Here is a 20,957-nt window from a genome sequence, read left to right on the forward strand (position 1 = left end):
GGATACGGTCGCCGTCATGCCGTCGAGCTACCTGCGCTACCCCCATCTCCGTGGCGACACGCTCGTGTTCACCGCGGAGGACGACGTGTGGACCGCCCCGCTGTCCGGGGGACGCGCCTACCGGCTCACCGCGGACGAGGTGCCGGTCGCCCACCCGCGGCTGTCCCCGGACGGCGCGCGGGTGTCCTGGACGTCGTGGAAGGACGGTGCGCCCGAGGTCTTCGTGAGCGATGTCGACGGCGGCGGCGCGCGTCGGCTGACGTACTGGGGTGACCCGCGGGCACAGTCGCTCGGCTGGACGCCCGACGGCGACGTGCTGGCGCTGAGCGCCTCCGGCCAGGCGTCCCCGCGGCGCACCTGGGCGTACGCGATCCCACCCGGGGGTGGCACCCCGCGCAGGCTCCCGTACGGGCCGGTGTCGGACGTGGCGCCGGCCGCGAGCGGTCCGACGGTGGTCGTCGGCACGCTCATGGTCCGGGAACCGGCGTGGTGGAAGCGCTACCGCGGCGGCACGGCGGGCAAGCTCTGGTGGGACCGCGACGGTTCCGGTGAGTTCGAGCGCCTCGCGGCCGACATCGACGGGCAGCTCAGCTCGCCGATGATCGTGGGATCCAGGATCGCGTTCCTCTCCGACCACGAGGGGTGGGGCAACGTGTACTCCCTCGGCGGCGACGGCACCGGCCTGCGCCGGCACACCGACCACGGCGGCCCAGGTGCGCCCGCGTTCTACGTGCGGCACGCGAGCACCGATGGGCGGTGCGTCGTCTACGAGTCCGCGGGCGAGCTGTGGATCCTCGACGGGCTGGACGCCCCAGACCCGACCTCACAGCAGCCCCGGCGGCTGGACGTGCGCCTCGGCGGGCCGCGGACGAACCGGGAGCCGTACCGGGTGTCGACGGCGCGGGAGCTCACCTGGGCGGCGCCGGACAAGACGGGACGCACGAGCATCGCGCTGGTCCGCGGCACCGTGCACCGGCTCACCCACCGCGACGGCCCGGCGCGCACCCTGCTCGCCGAACCGGGCGTGCGGGCCCGGCTGGCGCGTCCGCTCGGCGCCGAGCGCGCGGTGTGGGTCGACGATGCCGAGGGCGAGGACGCGATCTGCATCGCCCCGCTCGACGGCCGGGCCGACGGGGCCGAGCCGCTGCGGCGGTTCGGCGCGGGCGAGCTGGGCCGCGTGCTCGAGCTGGCGCCCGCGCCGGACGCCTCCGCGGTGGCGCTGGCCACCCACGACGGCAGGCTCCTGGTGCTCGACGTCGCCGCGGGCGTGCTGCGGCAGGTAGCGCAGGGCGCCGACCGGGAGGTGGCCGACCTCGCCTGGTCGCCCGACAGCGCGTGGCTCGCCTACAGCGACCCGGCGGAGGCGGGCCTCTCGCGGATCATGATGGTCCGGCTGGCCGACGACACGCTCGTGGCCGTCACCGAGCCGCGCTTCGCCGACACCGACCCCGTCTTCACCTCGGACGGCAGGTACCTGGCCTTCCTGTCCCGCCGCAGCTTCGACCCGATCTACGACGAGCACGCGTTCGACCTCACGTTCCCGGCGTCGTGGCGGCCGTTCCTGGTGCCGCTGGCCGCCCGCACGCCCTCGCCGTTCGGGGCGAGCCCGGACGGGCGACCCGTCACACCGGGGGAGGAGGGAACGGCGGACCTGCGGGCACCCGGGGAGGACGAGGAGCCGAAGGAGGACGAGAAGGAGGAGGACACCGCGGCGCCGGAGGTGGTCGTCGACGTCGAGGGGCTCACGGCCCGCGTCGTGCCGATGCCGGTGCAGGCGGCCCGGTACAGCGGGATGCAGGCGGGCAAGGACTGCCTGCTCTGGTACCGCATCCCGGTCTCGGGCGTGCTCGGTGACGCGCTCGCCGACACCGACGACCGCGCCGACCGTCCGGTGCTGGAACGCTTCGACCTGGTGCGCCGCAAGCTCGACGTCATCGCCGACCCGGTGAGCGCGTTCGCCGTGAGCGGGGACGGCACGCGCCTCGTCGTGCGCGACGGCCGGACGCTGCGGGTCCTGCGCACCGACCGGTCCGGCTCCGACACCCCGTCCTCGGGCGACGCCGACGAGTTCGAGGTCGACACGAGCCGGATCGTCGTCACCGTGGACCCGACGGCCGAGTGGCGCCAGATGTTCGACGAGGCGGGGCGACTGATGCGCGACCACTTCTGGGTGGCCGACATGGCAGGCGTCGACTGGGCCGCCGAGCTGGCCCGCTACCGCCCGCTCGTGGACGCCGTCGGTAGCCACGACGACCTCGTCGACCTGCTCTGGGAGGTCCACGGCGAGCTGGGCACGTCGCACGCCTACGTCCAGGCGGGCGGGGCGGGCGACCCGGGTGGCCGGCCGGGCTTGCTCGGCGCCGACCTCGAGCCCGCCCCCGACGGCGACGGCTGGCGCGTGGTGCGGGTGCTGCCGCCGGAGACCTCCGCGCCCGCGGCCCGCAGCCCGCTCTCCGGGCCAGGGGTCGACGTGCGCGCGGGCGATGTGATCCTCGAGGTCGCCGGACGGCCCGTCGACCCCGGCTACGGTCCGGCAGCGTCGCTGCTCTCCGGCGCGGAGAAGCTGGTGGAGCTCACCGTGCGCTCCGGGCCGGAGCGCCCGGACGCGGGGGCCGTGCGGCGCGTCGTCGTCAAGCCGCTCGCCTCGGAGTCGGCGCTGCGCTACCAGGACTGGGTGGCGGGCCGCCGAGCGTTCGTCGCGGACCGGTCCGATGGCAGGCTCGGCTACCTGCACGTCCCGGACATGGCGGCGCCCGGCTGGGCGCAGCTGCACCGCGACCTGTCGCGGGAGACCTCGCGGGACGGCCTGATCCTCGACGTGCGCGGCAACGGCGGTGGTCACACCTCGCAGCTCGTGATCGAGAAGCTGGCCCGCAAGGTGATCGGCTGGGACGCGCCGCGGCACCGCCAGGCCACCACGTACCCGGAGGACGCGCCCCGCGGGCCCGTCGTCGCGCTCGCCGACGAGCTCGCGGGATCCGACGGCGACATCGTCACGGCGGCGATCAAGCGGCTCGGGATCGGGCCCGTCGTCGGCGTGCGCACGTGGGGCGGCGTGATCGGCATCGACAGCCGCTACAGCCTCGTCGACGGCACCGGCGTGACGCAGCCGCGCTACGCCACGTGGTTCGACGACTCCGGCTGGGCCGTCGAGAACCACGGCGTGGACCCCGATGTCGAGGTCGTCGTGCGCCCGCAGGACTGGGTGGCGGGCCGCGACCCGCAGCTGGAGCGCGCCGTGGACCTCGCGCTCGCCGCGCTGGAGGAGCGACCGGCCGTGCGTCCGCCCGACCCGGCCACCCGCCCGTCCCGCCGTCGCCCGGAGCTCCCGCCGCGGCCCTGACCGACGACCGGCCGGTTCGTCGGAACCTAGTGTCCCGAGTCGAAAGTCCACCACGCATCTCGACGGCCCAGCTCCACGCACTCAGCGAGAAGCTGGATCCGCCGATATACGCACCGAACTTCCGACTCGGGACACTAGCCGACGAACGCGCCGCTCGGCGGGCCGACCTGCGGGATCACCTCGGCCGCGAGGCGCTCCATCTGCTCGGCCGGGTCCCCGACGGACGTGAACAGGACGAGCTCGGCGCCCGCGTCGAGCACCTCCTGCACCCCGCGGACGCAGTCGGCGGGGGTGCCCGCGACGGCGGCGGACTCGATCGCCTCGATCCGTCCGCCGTAGATCGAGGCCAGGGCGTCGTTCATGTGGCGCCGGGCGCGCTCCGCGTCGTCGTCCACCAGCGTGTAGATCCGCTTGGCGATGGGGAACGCCGCGGCGTCCCGGCCCTGGTCGGCGAGGAGCCGCCGGACCGTGCGCACCTGGTCGGCGAACCGCGCCGTCGGGGACGAGCCGGCCCCGAAGAACCCCGTGCCGAGCCGGACGGTGCGGCGCAGGGCCGCCTCGGCGCTGCCGCCCATCCAGATCGGCGGATGTGGCTTCTGGAACGGCTTCGGCTGCATCGAGGCGTTCTCGACCTGCCAGAACTCCCCCGCGAAGGTCACGGGGTTCTCCGTCCACAGTGCCTTCATCAGCGCGAGCCCCTCGGTGAACTGCGCGATGTACCGCTGCGGGTCCACCCGGAACGCCGGGAAGATGCCGCCGCGCGGCCCGCCGCTGCCGACACCGACGTCGAGCCGGCCCCCACTCAGCTGATCGAGCGTCGCCAGGTCGTTGGCCAGGTGGACCGGGCTGTGCAGCGTGGTGACGAACACCGCGCAGCCCACGCGCAGGCGCTCCGTGCACGCCGCGGCGTACGTCATCGTCTGGAGCGCGGAGAGCTGCGACGACGACCCCAGCACCTGCTCCTGGGTCCATCCGCTCTCGAAGCCGAGCGCCTCGGCCCGGCGGAGGAAGCCGCGGAACGCCTCCGCGTCGAACTCGTGGTCGGAGAAGAACTGCGGGATGCCGATCCCGAATCTCATCCGCTGATCGTATGGCCCCGCGGCGGTGGGGAACCCCCGTTCATGACCAGATCGTTCCTGGCCGGCCTCGCTGCGGGCGCCGCGGGTACCACCGCGCTGAACCTCGTCACCTACCTCGACATGGTGGTGCGCGCCCGCCCGGCGAGCACGACGCCGGAGGCGACGGTGCGCAGGACCGAGGAGCTGACGGGCACCGAGCTCGCGTCCGGAGGCCCGGACAGCGAGGAGGCGAGCAACCGCCGGTCCGGGCTCGGCGCGCTGCTCGGGATCGCCGCCGGACTGGGCACCGGTGCGGCGTACGGGCTGGTGCACCGGCGGCTCGACGGCGTGCCGCTCGTGCTGCGGGCCGTGGGCGTGGGCCTCGCCGCGAACGTCGGCACCACCGGGCCGATGGCCGCGCTCGGCATCAGTGACCCGCTCAGCTGGTCGAGCTCGTCGTGGGTCTCCGACCTCGTCCCGCACCTGGCGTACGGCCTGACCACGGCCGCCGTCGTCGAGATGATGTCGGACCGCTGACCTGGGCCGCATGAACGGGGTCGGAAGGACCCGCTCCACGCACCAGGGGCTCTCAGCGGATCCGGCCCACCGCCGCCCACATGCCGCGGTGCTGGCCGCCGATCGTGTCCTCGGGGCGCCACTCCGTCGCGTCCACGAGGCCCGGCTCGACCAGTTCGGTGCCGCGCAGCATCGCGGCGACCTGGTCCCGGGTGCGGGGCGTAAGTGGGTTCGCGGTGGTGCGGTAGACGTCGGACATGGCGCGAACATCGCTCGGGTCGTGGTCGGTCGTGCCGTGCGAGAGCACGTGGAGGCTGCCGGGGCCGAGCCGAGCGCGGTAGCGCTCCGCGAGCCCGACGGGGTCATCCTCGTCGGCGACGAAGGGGAGCACGGCGACCATCAGCAACGCGACCGGGCGGGTGAGGTCGAGCAGGTCCTTCACCCCGGGCGCGGCGAAGACGGCGTCGGGGTCGCGGACGTCCGCCATCGTGACGGTGGCGAGCGGGTTGTCCTCGAGCAGGGCGGTGGCCGAGGCGACCGTGACCGGCTCGTTGTCGACGTAGGCCACCCGCGCCGCCGGGTTCGTCGCCTGCGCGGCCTCGTGGACGTTGCCGACCGTCGGGATGCCGGAGCCGAGGTCGAGGAACTGGTCGATGCCCTCCCCGAGGCAGAACCGCACCGCGCGGTGCAGGAAGAAGCGGTTCGCCCGGGCGATCTCCACCGCGTACGGGACGGCCGCCTTCACCCGCTCGGCTGCGTCGCGGTCGGCCGCGAAGTTGTGCGATCCCCCCAGGTAGTAGTCGTACATGCGGGCGGCGTTGGGCACCTCGGGGTCGACGGCCGGCAGCTTCGACAGGTCGGTCATGCCGGCGATGCTTCCGGTGGCGTGGCGCGCCGTCCACTCACCGGATGCGGCCGATCGCCGCCCACATGCCGCGGTGCTGCCTTCCGATCATGTCCTCCGGGCGCCACTCCGTGACGTCCACGATTCCGGGCTCGACGAGCTCCAGCCCGTCGAGCAGGGCGGCGACCTGTTCCCGGGTGCGCAGCAGCCCCGGGTTGGCCGTGGCCCGGTACTCGTCCTCGGCCGCCGTCAGCTCGGTGCTGTCGTGGTCGCCCGTCACGTGGGACAGCACGTGCACGCTGCCCGGCGCCAACCTGCTCCGGTACTCGTCGAGCAGGCCGGCGGCCTCGCCGTCGTCGTGCACGAACTGCATGACCGAGACGGTCAGCAGCGCCACCGGGCGGGACAGGTCGATGAGCGCGCGGACCCCGGGAGCGTCGAACACGGCGCCCGGATCCCGCAGGTCCGCGGCGGTGATCGTGGAGAGCGGATCGCCGTCGAGCAGCGCTGCCGCCGAGGCCACGGTGACCGGCTCGTTGTCGACGTAGGCCACCCGCGCGGCCGGGTCGACCGCGCGTGCCGCCTCGTGGACGTTGCCGACCGTCGGGATGCCGGCGCCGAGGTCGAGGAACTGGTCGATCCCCTCCTTCGCGCAGAACCGCACGGCCCGGCCCAGGAAGTAGCGGTTCGCGTGGATCACCTCGGCGGCGAACGGCATCACGACCTTGATCCGTTCGACGGCGGCGCGGTCGCCCGCGAAGTTGTGCGAGCCGCCCAGGAAGTAGTCGTACATCCGCGCGGCGTTGGGTACGTCGGGGTCGACCGGCGGCAGCTTCGACAGGTCGGTCATGGAGCCCGATGCTGCCAGCTGACGATCGATCCGGCCCGCGGGCGTAGTGTGGGACGAGGCCCCGGCCGGGGGAGATCCCGGGCAGGGGTCTGTTCTGCGTGCGCTTCTCACTGCCTTGCGAGGGTCCTCGAACGTGGCCAAGCTCTCCGGACTTCTGCGGTCCACCCTGTCCGATCCCGATCTGCACGCCGTGGTCGAGGCCGCCCGCGACACCCGAGCCGTCGGCGTGCCCGCGCTGGCCGTGGAGGGGCCTGCGGCGTTGCGCCCGTTCCTCGCCGCGGCCTTCGGCACCGCCGACGGCGACGGCGGTGCCGGCCGCACCGTCCTCGTCGTCACCGCCACCGACCGCGAGGCCGAGGACGCCGCCGCGGCCACCGCCGACCTGCTCGGGGCGGACGCCGTGGCCGTGCTCCCGTCCTGGGAGACGCTGCCGCACGAGCGGCTCTCCCCGCGCCCGGACACGGTCGGGCGGCGCCTGGAGATCTTCCGGCGGCTCGCCGCGCCGGAGACGGCCCCGCGCGTGGTGATCACGGCGGCGCGCAGCCTCATCCAGCCCATCGCCCCCGGTCTCGGCACCCTCGACCCGGTCCGGCTGCGGGTCGGCGACACCCACGACTTCGACGCGCTGCTCGTCCGCCTCGTCGAGCTCGCCTACTCGCGCGTCGAGATGGTGACCGCCCGCGGCGAGTTCGCCGTGCGCGGCGGGATCGTCGACGTCTTCCCGCCCACCGCGGAGCACCCGGTGCGCATCGAGTTCTGGGGCGACGAGGTGAGCGAGCTGCGCTCGTTCTCCGTGGCCGACCAGCGCTCCGTCGCACCCGTCGAGGAGGTCCTGGCACCCGGTTGCCGCGAGCTGCTGCTCACCGAGCCGGTGCGGGAGCGGGCCGCGGCGCTCGCGCGTGTGCACGAGAACAACCCGCAGCTGCGGGAGCTCCTGGAGCACCTCGCCCAGGGCATCCCGAGCGAGGGCATGGAGTCGCTGGTGCCGGCGCTGGTCGCGGGCGAGCTGGAGCTGCTCACCGACCTGCTGCCCGCGGGGTCGCTGGTGCTGCTCGCCGACCCGGAGCGCATCCGCACCCGCAGCGCCGACCTGGTGCGGACGGGACAGGAGTTCCTGGAGGCGAGCTGGTTCGCCGCGGGTGTGGGCGGCGACTCGCCGATCGACGTCGGGGCCTCCGCGTACCGCGACCTCGCTGAGGTGCTGGAACACGCGTCGGCCACCGGAAGGCCGGTCATCACGCTGAGCCCCCTCGTGTCCGGCCGCGACGACGTGCTCGCACCCGCCGTCCACGAGGTGGAGAGCTATCGCGGCGACATCGACCGCGCGCTCGTCGACCTGCGCGCGCACGTCGCGACGGGCGGCACCGCCGTGCTCGTGGTCGCGGGGCACGGCACCGCGCAGCGCTCACTGGAGCAGCTGCGCGAGGCCGACGTGCCGGCCAAGCAGGTCGACGAGCTCGTCGGCACCCCGGAGCCGGGCCTGGTCACCGTCACCTGCGGGCGGCTCACCGAGGGCTTCACCGCGCGCGGGCTCGTGCTGTTCACCGAGGCCGACCTCACCGGCAACCGGGCCGCCGGCACCGAGCCGCGCAAGCTCGCGACGCGCCGCCGCAACGCGGTCGACCTCGTCACGCTGCAGCCCGGCGACTACGTCGTGCACTCCCAGCACGGCATCGGGCGCTTCGTCGAGATGCGCGAGCGCACCGTGCAGGGCGCCACGCGCGAGTACCTGGTGCTGGAGTACGCGAGCTCGAAGCGCGGGCAGCCCGCCGACCGGCTGTTCGTCCCCACCGACGCACTGGACGAGGTGAGCCGTTACGTCGGTGGCGAGGTGCCCACGCTCAACAAGCTCGGCGGCGCCGACTGGGCCAGGACCAAGGGCCGCGCCCGCAAGGCCGTCCGGCAGATCGCCGCGCAGCTCGTGCAGCTCTACGCCGCGCGCCAGTCCTCGCCGGGCCACGCGTTCGGCAAGGACACCCCGTGGCAGCGCGAGCTGGAGGACGCCTTCCCGTTCACCGAGACGCCCGACCAGCTCGCCGCCATCGAGGAGGTCAAGCGGGACATGGAGCGGCCGGTCCCGATGGACCGGGTGATCTCCGGCGACGTCGGGTTCGGCAAGACCGAGATCGCGGTGCGCGCGGCGTTCAAGGCCGTGCAGGACGGCAAGCAGGTGGCGGTGCTCGTGCCCACCACCCTGCTCGCCACGCAGCACCTGCAGACGTTCGCCGACCGGATGCGGGCGTTCCCGGTCACGGTGAAGGGGCTCTCCCGGTTCACCGACGCGGCCGAGGCGAAGCAGACGATCGAGGGCCTCGCCGAGGGCACCGTCGACGTCGTCGTGGGCACGCACCGCCTGCTGCAGACCGGCGTGCGGTGGAAGGACCTCGGCCTCGTGATCGTCGACGAGGAGCAGCGCTTCGGCGTGGAGCACAAGGAGCACATCACCGCGATGCGCACCTACGTCGACGTCCTCACGCTCTCCGCGACGCCGATCCCGCGCACCCTGGAGATGAGCCTCGCCGGGATCCGCGAGATGTCGACCATCGCCACCCCGCCCGAGGACCGCCACCCCACGCTCACCTACGTCGGCGCGTACGACGACAAGCAGGTGGCGGCGGCGATCCGCCGCGAGCTGCTGCGCGACGGCCAGGTGTTCTACGTGCACAACCGGGTCTCGACGATCGACCGCGCGGCACGCAAGATCCGCGACCTCGTGCCCGAGGCGCGCGTCGCGGTCGCGCACGGGCAGATGAACGAGGACCTCCTGGAACGCACCGTGGCCGGGTTCTGGCACAACGAGTTCGACGTGCTGGTCTGCACGACGATCGTGGAGAACGGACTGGACATCTCGAACGCCAACACGCTCGTCGTCGAGCGCTCCGACACCCTCGGCCTCTCGCAGCTGCACCAGCTGCGGGGCCGGGTCGGGCGCGGTCGCGAGCGCGGCTACGCCTACTTCCTGTTCCCGCCGGAGCACCCGCTCACCGAGACGGCGCACGACCGGCTCGCCACGATCGCGCAGCACTCCGACCTCGGGTCCGGCGCGGCCGTCGCGATGAAGGACCTGGAGATCCGCGGTGCGGGCAACATCCTCGGCGCCGAGCAGTCGGGCCACATCGCGGGCGTCGGGTTCGACCTCTACATCCGGCTCGTCGGCGAGGCCGTCGCGGCGTTCCGCAAGCAGGCGGGGGCAGGCGAGGGCGAGGAGGAGGAACAGCTCGCCGAGGTCCGGGTGGACCTGCCGATCGATGCGCACGTGCCGCACGACTACGTCACGGGCGAGCGGCTGCGGCTGGAGGTCTACCGCAAGATCGCCGAGGCGCCGGACGGTGCGGCGCTGGACGCGATCGTGGAGGAGCTCACCGACCGCTACGGCGAGCCGCCCACCCCGGTGCGCAACCTGCTCGCGGTGGCGGCGTTCCGCCAGACCTGCCGAACCCTGGGCGTGGGAGAGGTGACGGTGGCCGGAGCGAGCATCCGGATCGGGCCGGTCGAGCTGCCCGACTCGGCGCAGATGCGGTTGAGGCGCCTGCACCCCAAGGCGAACTACAAGCCGGCGGCCAAGATCGTCAGCGTCCCGAAGCCCACCGAGAGCGGCCGCGTCGGGGCGGCGCCACTGCGCGACGTTGCGCTGTTGGAGTGGTGCACGAAGCTCCTCACGGACCTCCTCACGCCCGCACGGGTCTGACGGGCCGCATCCGATCACCTGCGCGGAGTAACGGACCGCTGCCTGTGACGATCTTCCAGCAGGAGCCCTCCGGGACCGGCCTGGACGGGCATGACGGCCGGAGAGATGCGTGCCCGATCCCCATCCGGAGACCGAACCGTCGCGTCGGGATGCCCCCGGCGGGGCTGCGCGCCCCGAGCCACCGGTGCGGTACGGCTTCCCGCTCCTCGCGACGTACGGCCAGCGGGTCGGCGGCTTCCTCATCGACATCGGCATCCCGGCCGGGCTGCTGGCCATCGTGCTGATCGCGGCGCTCGCCTCCCGGGACATGGTCGTGATCGGCGTCGTCTACCCGGCAGCGGCGGTCGTCGGGCTGGCCTTCCTCGTGTGGAACAGCGGGTACCGGCAGGGCCGGTCGGGTCAGAGCCTCGGCAAGAGCGTGCTCGGCACCCGGCTGGTCAGCGCGGGTTCCGGGGAGCCGGTCGGGTTCGGCAGGGCGTTCTGGAGGCAGGTCGCGCACCTGCTCGACGGGATCCCGCTCGGAATCGGTTACCTCTGGCCGCTGTGGGACGAGCAGCGGCAGACGTTCGCGGACAAGATCTGCTCGACGCTCGTGGTGCAGGCCGACCTCTGATCCGGGCCTCACGCGGAGCGTGAGAGGGTGTCGGTCGTGCGCATGCAGGTGGGACGCGTCGTGGCGGCGGTCGCCGTCATCGGCGCGGTGGTCAGTGGGTGCGGTGGGCCGAGCCAAGCGGGAACGGCCGCGTTCGTCGGGGACGACGCGATCCCGCTCGAACGCGTCCAGACCCAGCTCGACGCGGCGCTGGCCAAGAAGGACCTGATCGCCCAGCTCACCGCGCAGGGCGGGTCCACCGCGGGAGTCGCCCGCAGCATCGTCACGCGCGCCGTGCTGCACGACCTCCTCGCCCTGCGCGCCGCCGACGAGGGCATCGTCGTCACCGACGCGCAGGTCGACGCCCAGATCGCCCAGAACGGCGGGGCCGACGCCCTCCTCGACGGCTCGCTCTACGACCTGCCGACGCTGCGGGAACGCGTGCGCGACGACCTGATCGCCGCGCAGCTGGCCCAGCGCGAGGTCGGTGGGCTCGCGGTCACCGCGGACCTGGTCGCGGCCACGTCCCGCGAGAAGGCGGACGCGGCCGCGGCCGCACTGCAGGCAGGCGGGGCGCAGGCCGACGCCCTGTTCTCCGACCCGCGCACCTCGGCCCGCGGCACCACGTTCGACGCGGCGAGCTCGCCGGACAACGCCAGCACCGTGCTGTTCGGCGTGCCGGTCGGCACCGTGGTCGCGTTCCAGCCGAGCCCGCAGCAGAGCACCTGGATCGTCGCGCGCGTGGTGGACCGGCGCACCGACGCCCCGTCCGACCCGGCCGCGGTGAGCAGCATCAGCCAGTCCCAGCTGGTCGCCATCGGCGAGCGGCTCCTCCAGCCCACCGCCGACCAGGTCGGCATCCGGGTCAACCCCCGCTACGGCGTGTGGGACCCGATCCAGCTGCGGATCGTCGGTGAGGACCAGCAGGTCGGCTCGATCCTGCCGCCCGTCGCGAGCTGATGAGTACGGGGATCGCGCAGCGCACGGTCGTCGTCCTGCCCGAGCGGTGGAGCGGTGTCCTGCCCGCTGCGGCCGTCCCGGCGTTGCGGACGGCCGAGCGGGTGCTGGCCGACGCCACCGTGCCCGACGACGTGGTGGCCGCCACCGGCGCGACCCGGGCCGACGGCTGGGGTGACGACGGGGCCACCGAGGTGCTGCTGACCACCGATCCCGCCCGGGCCGACGGCGCCGTGGTCGGTCTCCCGGACGGTGCCGCGCTGCTCGATGCCGTCGCGGTGATGGACCGGCTGCGCTCGCCCGGGGGCTGCCCGTGGGACGCGGAGCAGACCCACGAGTCGCTGCTGCAGTACCTGGTCGAGGAGTGCTACGAGCTCTACCAGGCGATCGAGGACGGCGACCGCGACGCCATCCGCGAGGAACTCGGCGACGTCCTGCTGCAGGTGCTGTTCCACGCCCGCATCGCCGCCGAGCACGGCACGCGGCCGTTCACCATCGACGACGTGGCGGGTGATCTCGTCACCAAGCTGGTCGGGCGGCACCCGCACGTGTTCGCCGGCAGCGAGCGGATCGACACCGCCGAGCGGCAGGAGCACCGCTGGGAGGAGCTCAAACGCGCCGAGAAGCAGCGCGAGTCCAGCGTGGACGGGGTGCCGCTCGGGCAGCCCGCCGTCGCGCTGGCGGCGAAGCTGACCAGCCGCACGGCCCGCGCGCACCTGCCGGCCGACCTGCTGCCGGCCGGTACGAGCGTGGGGGAGCAGCTCTTCGCACTCGCCGCGGCCGCGAAGCTCGCCGGGGTCGACCCGGAGGCCAAGCTGCGGTCGGCCGCGCGCCGGTTCGCCAATGCGGTGCGCGCGGCGGAGCGGGCCGCGGCGGCCGACGGCGCCGACCCGCACGCCCTCGACGCCGCGGGGTGGCGGCGCTACTGGCCGGCGCGGTCTGGCTAACCTGGTCGGGTGACCGCACGTCGTCGACGGCGCGTCCGCGCGATCGCGCTGGCCGTGCTCGGAATCGTGACGATGGTGGCGCTCATCGCGGTGTCGATCATCACGGCCCGGGACGGCCGCGACCACCGGCCGGAACGCCCGCAGCGGGGCGACGGGCTCACCGCGGCGGACGTCGACCCCGACACCCCCGTACCCCAACCACCGCCGCTCGCGCAGGGCACCGACCTCGCCGCGTGGTCCGCCGCCGCGGCCAGGCGCAGCGGGGTGCCGGCGCGTGCACTGCGCGCCTACGCGGCCGCCGAGCTGGCCCAGCGCTCCGACACCCCGGCGTGCCGGCTGTCGTGGAGCACCATCGCGGGCATCGGGCGCGTCGAGTCCGACCACGGCCGCTTCGGCGGGGCCACGGTCGACGACGACGGCGTGGCCCGCCCGTGGATCATCGGGATCCCGCTCGACGGCGCCGCAGGCGTGCGGGAGATCCGCGACACCGACGGCGGCCGCCTCGACGGCGACCCCACGTTCGACCGCGCCGTGGGTCCCATGCAGTTCCTGCCGACCACCTGGGCCACCTTCGGCGCCGACGGCAACGGTGACGGCGTGCGCGACCCGCACCAGCTCGACGACGCCGCACTGGCCGCGGCCCACTACCTCTGCGCCGACGGCCGCGACACGGCCAGCGGCGAGGGATGGTGGGCGGGCGTGCTCACCTACAACGCCTCCCTCGACTACGCCCGCCTCGTCTGGGCCGCCGCCGACCGCTACACCGAGGCCACCGCCGCCTGACCAGCACCGTCCGGTGAGTCGCGCACCCCTTGCGGGCGAGTCTCGCGTTCCACCGCGCGAAGCCCCCGTCTCGGCAGGTGAATCCCCCCGTCGCGGAGGGTCGGTCTCACGTCTCGCAGTGCCCGGCTCACCGGCGCGAATGCGCGATTCGCGCCGCTGAGCGCGAGACTCGCCTCGGGTAACGCGAGACTCGCCCGGGTGGACGCGGCGTTCGCGCTGGGGAGTCCTCAGGCCTCGAGGAGGGGTTGGCCCCAGTACTGGCCGTCGGCCAGCCCGGGCGGGCAGGCGAAGACGGCGGAGCCGGTGTGCTCCACGTACTCCATCATCTTGTCGCTGTTCGCCAGCGCCCGCTGCATGGGCACGAACTGGGCCTGCGGGTCGCGCATGAACGCCACGAAGAACAGCCCGGCGTTCAGGTGCCCCCGGCCGTCGCTGCCGTCGACGAAGTTGTAGCCGCGCCGCAGGATGCGCACGCCCCCCAGCGAGTCGGCCGACGCGAGGCGGATGTGGGCGTTCTCCGGGATGCGCGGTTCCCCGTCGGCGCCCACGGCGGCCAGGTCGGCGGCGTCGAACTCGCCGGTGGCGCCGAGCGGGGCGCCCTCGCCCTTCGTCCGGCCGATGATCGCCTCCTGCTCGGCGAGCGAGGTGCGGTCCCAGATCTCGATGTGCATCTGGATCCGGCGGGCCACGAGGTAGGTGCCGCCTGCGAGCCAGGACGGCCCGTCGGCGGGCTGCACCCACACGTGCCGGTCCAGCTCGGCCCCGTCCTCGGCCTTGAGGTTGTGGGTGCCGTCCTTGAACCCGAAGAGGTTGCGCGGCGTCGCCTGCGCCGTGGACGTCGACGACGTGCGCCCGAACCCGAGCTGCGACCAGCGCACGGCGGTGGTGCCGAATCCCATCCGGACGAGGTTGCGCACGGCGTGCACGGCGACCTGCGGGTCGTCGGCGCAGGCCTGGATGCACAGGTCACCGCCGGACAGGGCCGGGTCGAGCTGGTCGCCGGTGAAGTGGGGCAGCTCGGCCAGACCGGGCGGGCGGAGGGCGGGGTCGAGGCCGAGCCGGTCGAAGAACCCCGGCCCCACGCCGAACGTCAGCGTGAGCGACGCGGCCGGGAGCCCGAGTGCCTCGCCGGTGTCGGCGGGCGGGCCGTCCGGGTTGCCGCCCGTGGCCCCGCCGGGGGCGCTCTCCGCGCCCGCGGTCATGCGCTCGGCCGCGGTGGTCCACTTCTGCAGCAGTGCCCGGACGCGGTCACGGTTGTCGGTGCCGAGGTCCAGCGCGACGAAGTGCAGCCGGTCCTGTGCGGGCGTGGTGATCCCGGCCTGCCGGTCGCCCCGGAACGGCACGACCCCCTCGGCGGCGGGCGGGGCCGCGGCCGAGCACCCGGTCATGGCGCCGGTGCCGGCGAGCGCCGCCCCGGCGCCCGCCCAGCCGAGCAGCCGCCGCCGAGAGAGCCGCGCGCTCACGACGTGACGACCCCGGCCACCTGGCTGACCGGCTCACCGAGGGCGTCCACGGCCTCGGACATCCGCCGGACGTCGTCCTGGGTGAGGTCGGTGTAGAGCTTGTAGCCGTCGCCCGCGCGGTACTCCTCCAGCAGCGCGTCGACCGCCGCGAACTGCTCGTCGAGCTGCGGACCGAGCGTGGGGTCCTTCTCGTCGATCACCGGTCGGAGCGCGGCCACCGCACCCTGGGAGCCCTCGACGTTGGCCTTGAAGTCCCAGAGGTCGGTGTGCGAGTAGCGGTCCTCCTCGCCGGTGATCTTGCCGGTGGCGACCTCGTCGAGCAGCTCCTTGGCCCCGTTCGCGAGCTGGACCGGCGTGAGCTCGACCGTGGTGACCCGCGATTGCAGGTCCTGGATGTCGGCCAGCAGCTGGTCGGCGACCGCGGGCGCGTCGGGCTGCAGGCCGTCGACCCACAGGTCCTTCTCGAGCCGGTGGTAGCCGGTGAACCCGACACCCGGGTCGCGCTCGTCGTCCTCGCGGCCGTCGATCTTCGGGTCGATGTCGCCGAACGACTCGGCGACCGGCTCGATCCGCTCCCAGTACGTCCGCGCGACGGGGTACAGCGCCTTCGCCTGCTCGGCGTCGCCCGCCTTCACGGCGTCGACGAACTCCTGCGTCTTCGGGACGAGCGCCTCGATCTGGGAGGTGACCCACCGGTGGTAGCCGGTGGTGGCCTCGGCGAGCTTGGTGTTGTCGTCGACGGACCGGCCTGCCGAGCCGGTGACCGTGAACGGCTCGCGGATCCCGTCGCCGACCATGCCGGGCTTGCACGCCGTGGTGTACGTGCCGCCGTCGGGCACCTCGACGATCAGGTCGCGGGTGAGACCCGGACCGATGTTCTCGACCTCGCCCATGATCCGGTCGCCCGTGCCGTAGAGGTAGAACTCGGTGATCTTGTCACCGGCATTGCGAACGGAGAACGTGATCGTGCCGGCGGGTGCCCCGCCGGCGCCGATCTCGCAGCTGTCGTCGGCGGCCGTGACGGCGATCGCGCCGCCGCCGTCGGGGGCGCCTGCGGGCGGCGCGGTGCTCGTGCAGGCCGCGAGCGCGGCCGCCGCGCCGATCGATGCGGCCGTGAGAACGGCGGCACGGGATGCACGGAACGTGCGGGACATGGTGCTCCTCGAGCGGATCAGGTGGTGGGGGCCGCGGCGCGGGTCCGTTGGGGTCGGAGGAACAGCGGGAGGACGACCGCCACGTAGGCGACCCAGACGATCGCCTCGACCACCGTGGTCTGCGGGGAGAAGTTGAAGATCCCCTTCAGCAGGGTGCCGTGCCACGAGTCCGGCGGGACCGCGGTGCTGACGTCGAACGCGAGCGTGGTGAGGCCCGGCAGGATCCCGGCCTCCTGCAGGTCGTGCACGCCGTAGGCGAGGATGCCGGCCGCGACGAAGATCAGCAGCACCCCGGTGACGGTGAAGAACCTGCCCAGGTTCAGGCTGATCGCGCCGCGGTAGATGAGGTAGGCGAGCACGATCGACGCCGCGATGCCCACGAGGAAGCCGATCAGCGGCTGGGTGGTCTCGCCCGCGGCCTGGGCGGCCGTGAAGAAGAACAGCGCGGTCTCGAGCCCCTCGCGGCCGACGGCGAGCGTGGCCATCACGACCACGGCGGCCGGTCCCATCGCGAGCGCGCCTTCGAGCCTGCCGCGCAGCTCCGCGGAGATCGACCGGGCGGCGCGGCGCATCCAGAAGATCATCCAGGTGACGAACCCGACCGCGATGATGGAGAGTCCGCCCCCGAACGCCTCCTGCGCCTCGAAGGTCAGCTGCTGCTGCGCGAGTGCCAGCGCGAGCGTGACGCCGACGCTGACCGCGACCGCGATCCCCACGCCGAGCCACACCTTCGGCAGCTCGGAGCGCCGGCCGGTGCGTACCAGGAACGCGACGAGGATGCTCACCACGAGACCGGCCTCGAGGCCTTCCCGTAGTCCGATGAGTGCGTTTCCGAGCACGCCGCTCCCTGAGGTCAGGCTCTCCACTGGCTCGGTGAGGCTAGCCTGTGTCCTGGAAGCAGGGGAAGGGTCACGCGGAGCACATCACCGCAGCTCGGTCGTGGCTCGTCGGCTCAGTCCGGATCGTCCGGATCGCCGTCACCGGTCACCGCTATCCGGGCGCGCAGCTCGCCGAGCGCCTCCTGGTACTCCGGGCGCGGGTCCATCGCGGCCGCCATCTTCAGCTGCGCGTGCGCCTCCGCGAGCCGTCCCTGCCGCTGCAGGGCCTTGCCGAGTGCGAAGCGCGCGTAGTGGTCGGCCGGGTCGAGATCGATCACCCTGCCGAACGCCTCCTCCGCGCGCCGCAGCTGCGCGGAGTTCAGGTAGGCGCGACCCGCGAGCAGCTGCACGGACGCGTCGTTGGGCTGGCTTTCCAGGACCGGGGACAGTGCCTGCAGCGCGTCGAGCGGCCGGCTGCGCGCGATCAGCATCTCGGCGCGGCGGAACGACTCGAACAGGCCGTCGGATGCTGGCTGGCTCGTCATGGTCGTTCCTACGTTAGGTGTCGTCGCCGCGATCTGCGAGAGGTGACGATGCGACCCACGGGCAAACCGCGGGCGACGTGCGGGTTCCTCCACGGGCTCCGCGCACCCGCCGACTAGGCTGGCCCCCCGGACGAGCGAACCTTTCCGAGCAAACCTTTCGAGGGAGCACTGGTGGCGGTCATCGAGCAGGTCGGCGCACGCGAGATCCTCGACTCGCGGGGCAACCCGACGATCGAGGTCGAGGTCGCGCTCGACGACGGGACGCTGGCGCGCGCCGCGGTCCCGTCGGGCGCGTCCACGGGTGAGCACGAGGCGGTCGAGCTGCGCGACGGCGACCCACTGCGCTTCGGCGGCAAGGGCGTCGAGAAGGCCGTCTCCGCGGTGCTCGACACGATCGGTCCCGAGCTCACCGGCATGGAGGCCGTCGACCAGCGCCTCGTCGACCAGCGCCTCGTCGACCTCGACGGCACTCCGGACAAGTCGGCGCTCGGCGCCAACGCTCTGCTCGGCGTGTCGCTCGCCGTCGCGAAGGCCGCGGCCGAGTCGTCCGGACTGGAGCTGTTCCGCTACGTCGGCGGCCCCAACGCGCACGTGCTGCCGGTGCCGATGCTGAACATCCTCAACGGCGGCGCGCACGCCGACACGTCCGTCGACGTGCAGGAGTTCATGATCGCGCCGGTCGGTGCCGACTCCTTCAAGGAGGCGCTGCGCTGGGGCGCGGAGGTCTACCAGTCGCTGAAGGCCGTGCTCAAGAGCAAGGGCCTGCCCACCGGGCTGGGCGACGAGGGCGGCTTCGCGCCCGACCTGCCGGGCACTCGCGCCGCGCTCGACCTGATCGCCGAGGCGATCGACAAGTCGGGTTACACGCTGGGTCGCGACGTCGCGCTCGCGCTCGATGTGGCCGCCACGGAGTTCCACTCCGACGGCGTCTACTCCTACGAGGGCGAGAAGCTGAGCTCCGAGCAGCTCTCGGCGGTGTACGCGGAGCTCATCGAGGCCTACCCGCTGGTCTCGATCGAGGACCCGCTGTCCGAGGACGACTGGGACGGCTGGGTGGAGCTCACCACCGCGATCGGCGACAAGGTCCAGCTCGTGGGCGACGACCTGTTCGTCACCAACCCGGAGCGGCTCGACGAGGGCATCAGCCGGGGCGCGGCCAACGCGCTGCTGGTCAAGGTCAACCAGATCGGCACGCTGTCGGAGACCCTCGACGCCGTCACGCTCGCGCAGTCGTCGGGCTACCGCTGCATGATGAGCCACCGGTCGGGCGAGACCGAGGACACCACGATCGCCGACCTCGCCGTGGCCACCGGGTGCGGGCAGATCAAGACCGGAGCTCCGGCCCGTTCGGAGCGCGTAGCGAAGTACAACCAGCTGCTGCGCATCGAGGAGGCGCTGGGCGATGCCGCCCGGTACGCGGGCGACCTCGCGTTCCCGCGCTACAGCTCCTCGGCGGAGGCCGGGGCCTAGGAGCGGGATTGGCACGGGACGTGGGGGACGAGCGGGCACGGGCACGCGGGGAGCGCACGCGCCGCACCCCGCGCCCCCGTCGCACCGGCATCGGCACCCCTCGCCGCCGCGGCCGGGAGCCGAAGCTCACCCGGGTGCCCCGTGCCCGCGGCGTCGTCGCGGCCACCACCGGGTTCCTCGGCCTGTCCTCGACGAAGCGGGCCGCGATACTGGCGCTCGTCGTGTGCGCGCTCGCCCTCACCGTCGCGGTGCCGCTGCGCAACTACGTGGCCCAGCGCCAGGAGCTGGCCGCGGTGTCGGAGCAGCAGCAGGTGCTCGCGGCGGAGGTCGCCCGGCTCCAGCAGGAACGGGCCCGGCTGTCGGACCCGGCCGAGATCGAGGCGCAGGCCCGGTCCCGGCTCGGGTACGTCATGCCCGGGGAGGTCCCGTACGTCGTGCAGCTGCCGGTTGCGCCCGGCCCCGACCCGGCGGACGCCGCCAACTCCGGCGTCCCGTGGTACCGGGTGTTGTGGCGGGAAGTGGCGGAAGGACCGCGGTGAGCAGGCAGGACGAGATCGCCGATACGGACGTCGCGGCCGTCACCGCGCAGCTGGGGCGCAAGCCGCGCGCGGTGCGCGAGGTGGCGCACCGCTGCCCCTGCGGGCTGCCGTCGGTCGTGAAGACGTCACCACGGCTGGAGGACGGCACCCCGTTCCCCACGCTCTACTACCTGACCTGCTCCCGGCTGAACTCCCGAATCGGCGGCCTCGAGGCGTCCGGGCGGATGCGGGAGATGACCGAGCGGCTCGCCGAGGACCCCGAACTGGCGGCGGCCTACCGCCGCGCGCACGAGGCGTACCTCGCCGAGCGCGACGCGATCGAACCGCTCGGCACCGACGTCAGCGCAGGCGGCATGCCCGGGCGCGTGAAGTGCCTCCACGTCTGCGCGGCCCACGCACTCGCGGCCGGGCCCGGGGTGAACCCGTTCGGCGACGAGGCGCTGGCCGAGATCGGCGAGTGGTGGCGGTCGGGTCCCTGCGTCACCCCCTGACGACCGGAGATCAGCTCGGAAGGGCCACGTCGAGCCCTGCCAGCCGGGCCGGGTCGGCGATCACCTCGTAGGAAGTGATCCGCCCGTCGGCGAACGTGAAGACGAGCGCGGCGACCAGCCGCCCGCCCGGGGCGACGATCGCCCCCACCGAGCCGTCCACCAGCGCGAGCTCGGCGTACCGCGCGCGCTGCGGGGAGAGCATGCGCGCCTGTGCCGCGACCTCGCGGGCGCCGCGGAGCACCGCGGGCGCGCCCGGGGGGAGGGCGACGGCGTCGGCTCGCCGCTCGACGTCGGGGGCGAGCACGGCGAGCAGCGTGTCCAGGTCGGCGCGGCGGATGGCGTCGAGGAACGCCTCCACCAGCCGTCGGTGCCCCGCGAGGTCGGCCGGCAGCGCGTCCTCGGGCACGCGCACCTTCTGCCGCGCCCGACTGGCCAGCTTCTTGGCGGTGTCCGGCGACCGCGACAGCACCGGGCCGATCTCGGCGAACGCCAGCCCGAACACGTCGTGCAGCACGAACGCGACCCGCTCGGCGGGCGCGAGCCGGTCGAGCACGACCAGCAGCGCCCGTCCGACGGAGTCCGCCAGCTGGGCCTCCTCCTGCGGGTCGGGGCTCGCGACGTCCCGCCGGTCCGGTAACTCGGAGCCCACGGGCCGCTCGCGCCGCGCCGCCCGTGCCCGCAGGGCGTCCAAGCTCACCCGGGAGACGACCGTCGTCAGCCACCCGGGGAGGTTCTGCACGCCGCTGGTGTCGGCGCGGCTGAACCGCAACCACGCCTCCTGCACGGCGTCCTCGGCCTCGCCGGCCGAGCCGAGCAGCCGCAGCGCCACGGCCTGCAGGTGCGGGCGGTGCTGCTCGAACACCTCGGCGTCACCCATCGATCCCTCCATCCGTCAACCA

The 20,957-nt window shown here is 73.8% G+C and carries 18 protein-coding genes; 10 read left to right on the top strand and 8 right to left on the bottom strand.

Annotated features, from left to right (window positions below):
- The first annotated feature begins 16 nt into the window (after positions 1-16).
- Complete coding sequence (locus ABEA81_RS36680) at positions 17-3,343, top strand: S41 family peptidase (RefSeq protein ID WP_345611728.1); 3,327 nt, start codon at positions 17-19, stop codon at positions 3,341-3,343.
- A gap of 134 nt (positions 3,344-3,477) precedes the next feature.
- Here the strand turns inward: ABEA81_RS36680 and ABEA81_RS36685 are convergent, their stop codons facing one another.
- A complete protein-coding gene (locus ABEA81_RS36685) occupies positions 3,478-4,422 on the bottom strand; it encodes an LLM class flavin-dependent oxidoreductase (protein WP_345611730.1) in 945 nt (314 codons plus the stop codon).
- A gap of 42 nt (positions 4,423-4,464) precedes the next feature.
- Here ABEA81_RS36685 and ABEA81_RS36690 point away from each other — a divergent pair, with 42 nt between their 5' ends.
- Entirely contained in the window at positions 4,465-4,938 is a 474-nt protein-coding gene (locus ABEA81_RS36690; protein WP_345611731.1) for a hypothetical protein, read from the top strand.
- Positions 4,939-4,990: 52 nt separating this feature from the next.
- Here the strand turns inward: ABEA81_RS36690 and ABEA81_RS36695 are convergent, their stop codons facing one another.
- Together ABEA81_RS36695 and ABEA81_RS36700 are read right to left on the bottom strand one after the other, a co-directional pair.
- On the bottom strand, positions 4,991-5,782 hold the full coding sequence (locus tag ABEA81_RS36695) for an SAM-dependent methyltransferase (protein ID WP_345611733.1): 792 nt from the start codon (positions 5,780-5,782) through the stop codon (positions 4,991-4,993).
- Between the two features lie 37 nt (positions 5,783-5,819).
- Entirely contained in the window at positions 5,820-6,611 is a 792-nt protein-coding gene (locus tag ABEA81_RS36700) for an SAM-dependent methyltransferase (RefSeq protein ID WP_345611735.1), read from the bottom strand.
- Positions 6,612-6,744: 133 nt separating this feature from the next.
- Here ABEA81_RS36700 and mfd point away from each other — a divergent pair, with 133 nt between their 5' ends.
- From mfd to ABEA81_RS36725, 5 genes are all read left to right on the top strand, one after another.
- The gene (gene mfd / locus ABEA81_RS36705) at positions 6,745-10,299 is read left to right on the top strand and encodes a transcription-repair coupling factor (protein ID WP_345611736.1); all 3,555 of its coding nucleotides are present in this window, start codon (positions 6,745-6,747) and stop codon (positions 10,297-10,299) included.
- A 109-nt stretch (positions 10,300-10,408) separates the two neighbouring features.
- On the top strand, positions 10,409-10,912 hold the full coding sequence (locus ABEA81_RS36710; protein WP_345611738.1) for an RDD family protein: 504 nt from the start codon (positions 10,409-10,411) through the stop codon (positions 10,910-10,912).
- Between the two features lie 42 nt (positions 10,913-10,954).
- The gene (locus tag ABEA81_RS36715) at positions 10,955-11,851 is read left to right on the top strand and encodes a SurA N-terminal domain-containing protein (RefSeq protein ID WP_345611782.1); all 897 of its coding nucleotides are present in this window, start codon (positions 10,955-10,957) and stop codon (positions 11,849-11,851) included.
- A complete protein-coding gene (locus ABEA81_RS36720; RefSeq protein ID WP_345611739.1) occupies positions 11,851-12,795 on the top strand; it encodes a nucleoside triphosphate pyrophosphohydrolase in 945 nt (314 codons plus the stop codon). Before ABEA81_RS36715 ends, ABEA81_RS36720 begins: the two co-directional genes overlap by 1 nt.
- 9 nt (positions 12,796-12,804) lie before the next feature.
- A complete protein-coding gene (locus ABEA81_RS36725; RefSeq protein WP_345611740.1) occupies positions 12,805-13,578 on the top strand; it encodes a lytic murein transglycosylase in 774 nt (257 codons plus the stop codon).
- 227 nt (positions 13,579-13,805) lie between these two features.
- Here ABEA81_RS36725 and efeB read toward each other — a convergent pair whose 3' ends face one another.
- The 4 genes from efeB to ABEA81_RS36745 form a co-directional block, all read right to left on the bottom strand.
- A complete protein-coding gene (gene efeB, locus ABEA81_RS36730) occupies positions 13,806-15,041 on the bottom strand; it encodes an iron uptake transporter deferrochelatase/peroxidase subunit (RefSeq protein ID WP_345611741.1) in 1,236 nt (411 codons plus the stop codon).
- Positions 15,038-16,195, bottom strand: a complete 1,158-nt coding sequence (gene efeO / locus ABEA81_RS36735) for an iron uptake system protein EfeO (protein ID WP_345611743.1) — start codon at positions 16,193-16,195, stop codon at positions 15,038-15,040. The genes efeB and efeO overlap by 4 nt, the downstream gene beginning before the upstream one ends.
- Positions 16,196-16,212: 17 nt before the next feature.
- Positions 16,213-17,034, bottom strand: coding sequence for an iron uptake transporter permease EfeU (gene efeU / locus ABEA81_RS36740; RefSeq protein WP_345611745.1), 822 nt, complete (start codon positions 17,032-17,034; stop codon positions 16,213-16,215).
- A 113-nt stretch (positions 17,035-17,147) separates the two neighbouring features.
- Positions 17,148-17,558: a tetratricopeptide repeat protein gene (locus ABEA81_RS36745; RefSeq protein WP_345611747.1), complete on the bottom strand. Its 411-nt coding sequence runs from the start codon at positions 17,556-17,558 to the stop codon at positions 17,148-17,150.
- Positions 17,559-17,729: 171 nt separating this feature from the next.
- Here ABEA81_RS36745 and eno point away from each other — a divergent pair, with 171 nt between their 5' ends.
- Genes eno through ABEA81_RS36760 form a run of 3 tightly spaced genes read left to right on the top strand, consistent with a single transcriptional unit; the run spans position 17,730 to position 20,058 of the window.
- Positions 17,730-19,028 carry a phosphopyruvate hydratase gene (gene eno / locus ABEA81_RS36750; RefSeq protein ID WP_345611749.1) on the top strand — a complete coding sequence of 433 codons (1,299 nt, stop codon included), beginning with the start codon at positions 17,730-17,732 and terminating at the stop codon, positions 19,026-19,028.
- A gap of 8 nt (positions 19,029-19,036) precedes the next feature.
- The gene (locus tag ABEA81_RS36755; protein ID WP_345611750.1) at positions 19,037-19,567 is read left to right on the top strand and encodes an FtsB family cell division protein; all 531 of its coding nucleotides are present in this window, start codon (positions 19,037-19,039) and stop codon (positions 19,565-19,567) included.
- 14 nt (positions 19,568-19,581) lie between these two features.
- Positions 19,582-20,058, top strand: a complete 477-nt coding sequence (locus tag ABEA81_RS36760) for a DUF501 domain-containing protein (protein WP_425570810.1) — start codon at positions 19,582-19,584, stop codon at positions 20,056-20,058.
- A gap of 10 nt (positions 20,059-20,068) precedes the next feature.
- Here the strand turns inward: ABEA81_RS36760 and ABEA81_RS36765 are convergent, their stop codons facing one another.
- Positions 20,069-20,935, bottom strand: coding sequence for a sigma-70 family RNA polymerase sigma factor (locus ABEA81_RS36765; protein WP_345611754.1), 867 nt, complete (start codon positions 20,933-20,935; stop codon positions 20,069-20,071).
- Positions 20,936-20,957: the final 22 nt, after the last annotated feature.

The sequence above is a fragment of the Pseudonocardia adelaidensis genome (genome assembly GCF_039543345.1).
GTDB lineage: Bacteria > Actinomycetota > Actinomycetes > Mycobacteriales > Pseudonocardiaceae > Pseudonocardia > Pseudonocardia adelaidensis.

Coding starts and splice junctions, on each gene's coding strand:
- ABEA81_RS36685 (WP_345611730.1), bottom strand. CDS start 4,422: ATGAGATTCGGGATCGGCATCCCGCAGTTCTTCTCCGACCACGAGTTC.
- ABEA81_RS36745 (WP_345611747.1), bottom strand. CDS start 17,558: ATGACGAGCCAGCCAGCATCCGACGGCCTGTTCGAGTCGTTCCGCCGC.
- ABEA81_RS36680 (WP_345611728.1), top strand. CDS start 17: ATGCCGTCGAGCTACCTGCGCTACCCCCATCTCCGTGGCGACACGCTC.
- ABEA81_RS36715 (WP_345611782.1), top strand. CDS start 10,955: ATGCAGGTGGGACGCGTCGTGGCGGCGGTCGCCGTCATCGGCGCGGTG.
- ABEA81_RS36720 (WP_345611739.1), top strand. CDS start 11,851: ATGAGTACGGGGATCGCGCAGCGCACGGTCGTCGTCCTGCCCGAGCGG.
- ABEA81_RS36695 (WP_345611733.1), bottom strand. CDS start 5,782: ATGACCGACCTGTCGAAGCTGCCGGCCGTCGACCCCGAGGTGCCCAAC.
- efeO (WP_345611743.1), bottom strand. CDS start 16,195: ATGTCCCGCACGTTCCGTGCATCCCGTGCCGCCGTTCTCACGGCCGCA.
- ABEA81_RS36765 (WP_345611754.1), bottom strand. CDS start 20,935: ATGGGTGACGCCGAGGTGTTCGAGCAGCACCGCCCGCACCTGCAGGCC.
- ABEA81_RS36700 (WP_345611735.1), bottom strand. CDS start 6,611: ATGACCGACCTGTCGAAGCTGCCGCCGGTCGACCCCGACGTACCCAAC.
- ABEA81_RS36690 (WP_345611731.1), top strand. CDS start 4,465: ATGACCAGATCGTTCCTGGCCGGCCTCGCTGCGGGCGCCGCGGGTACC.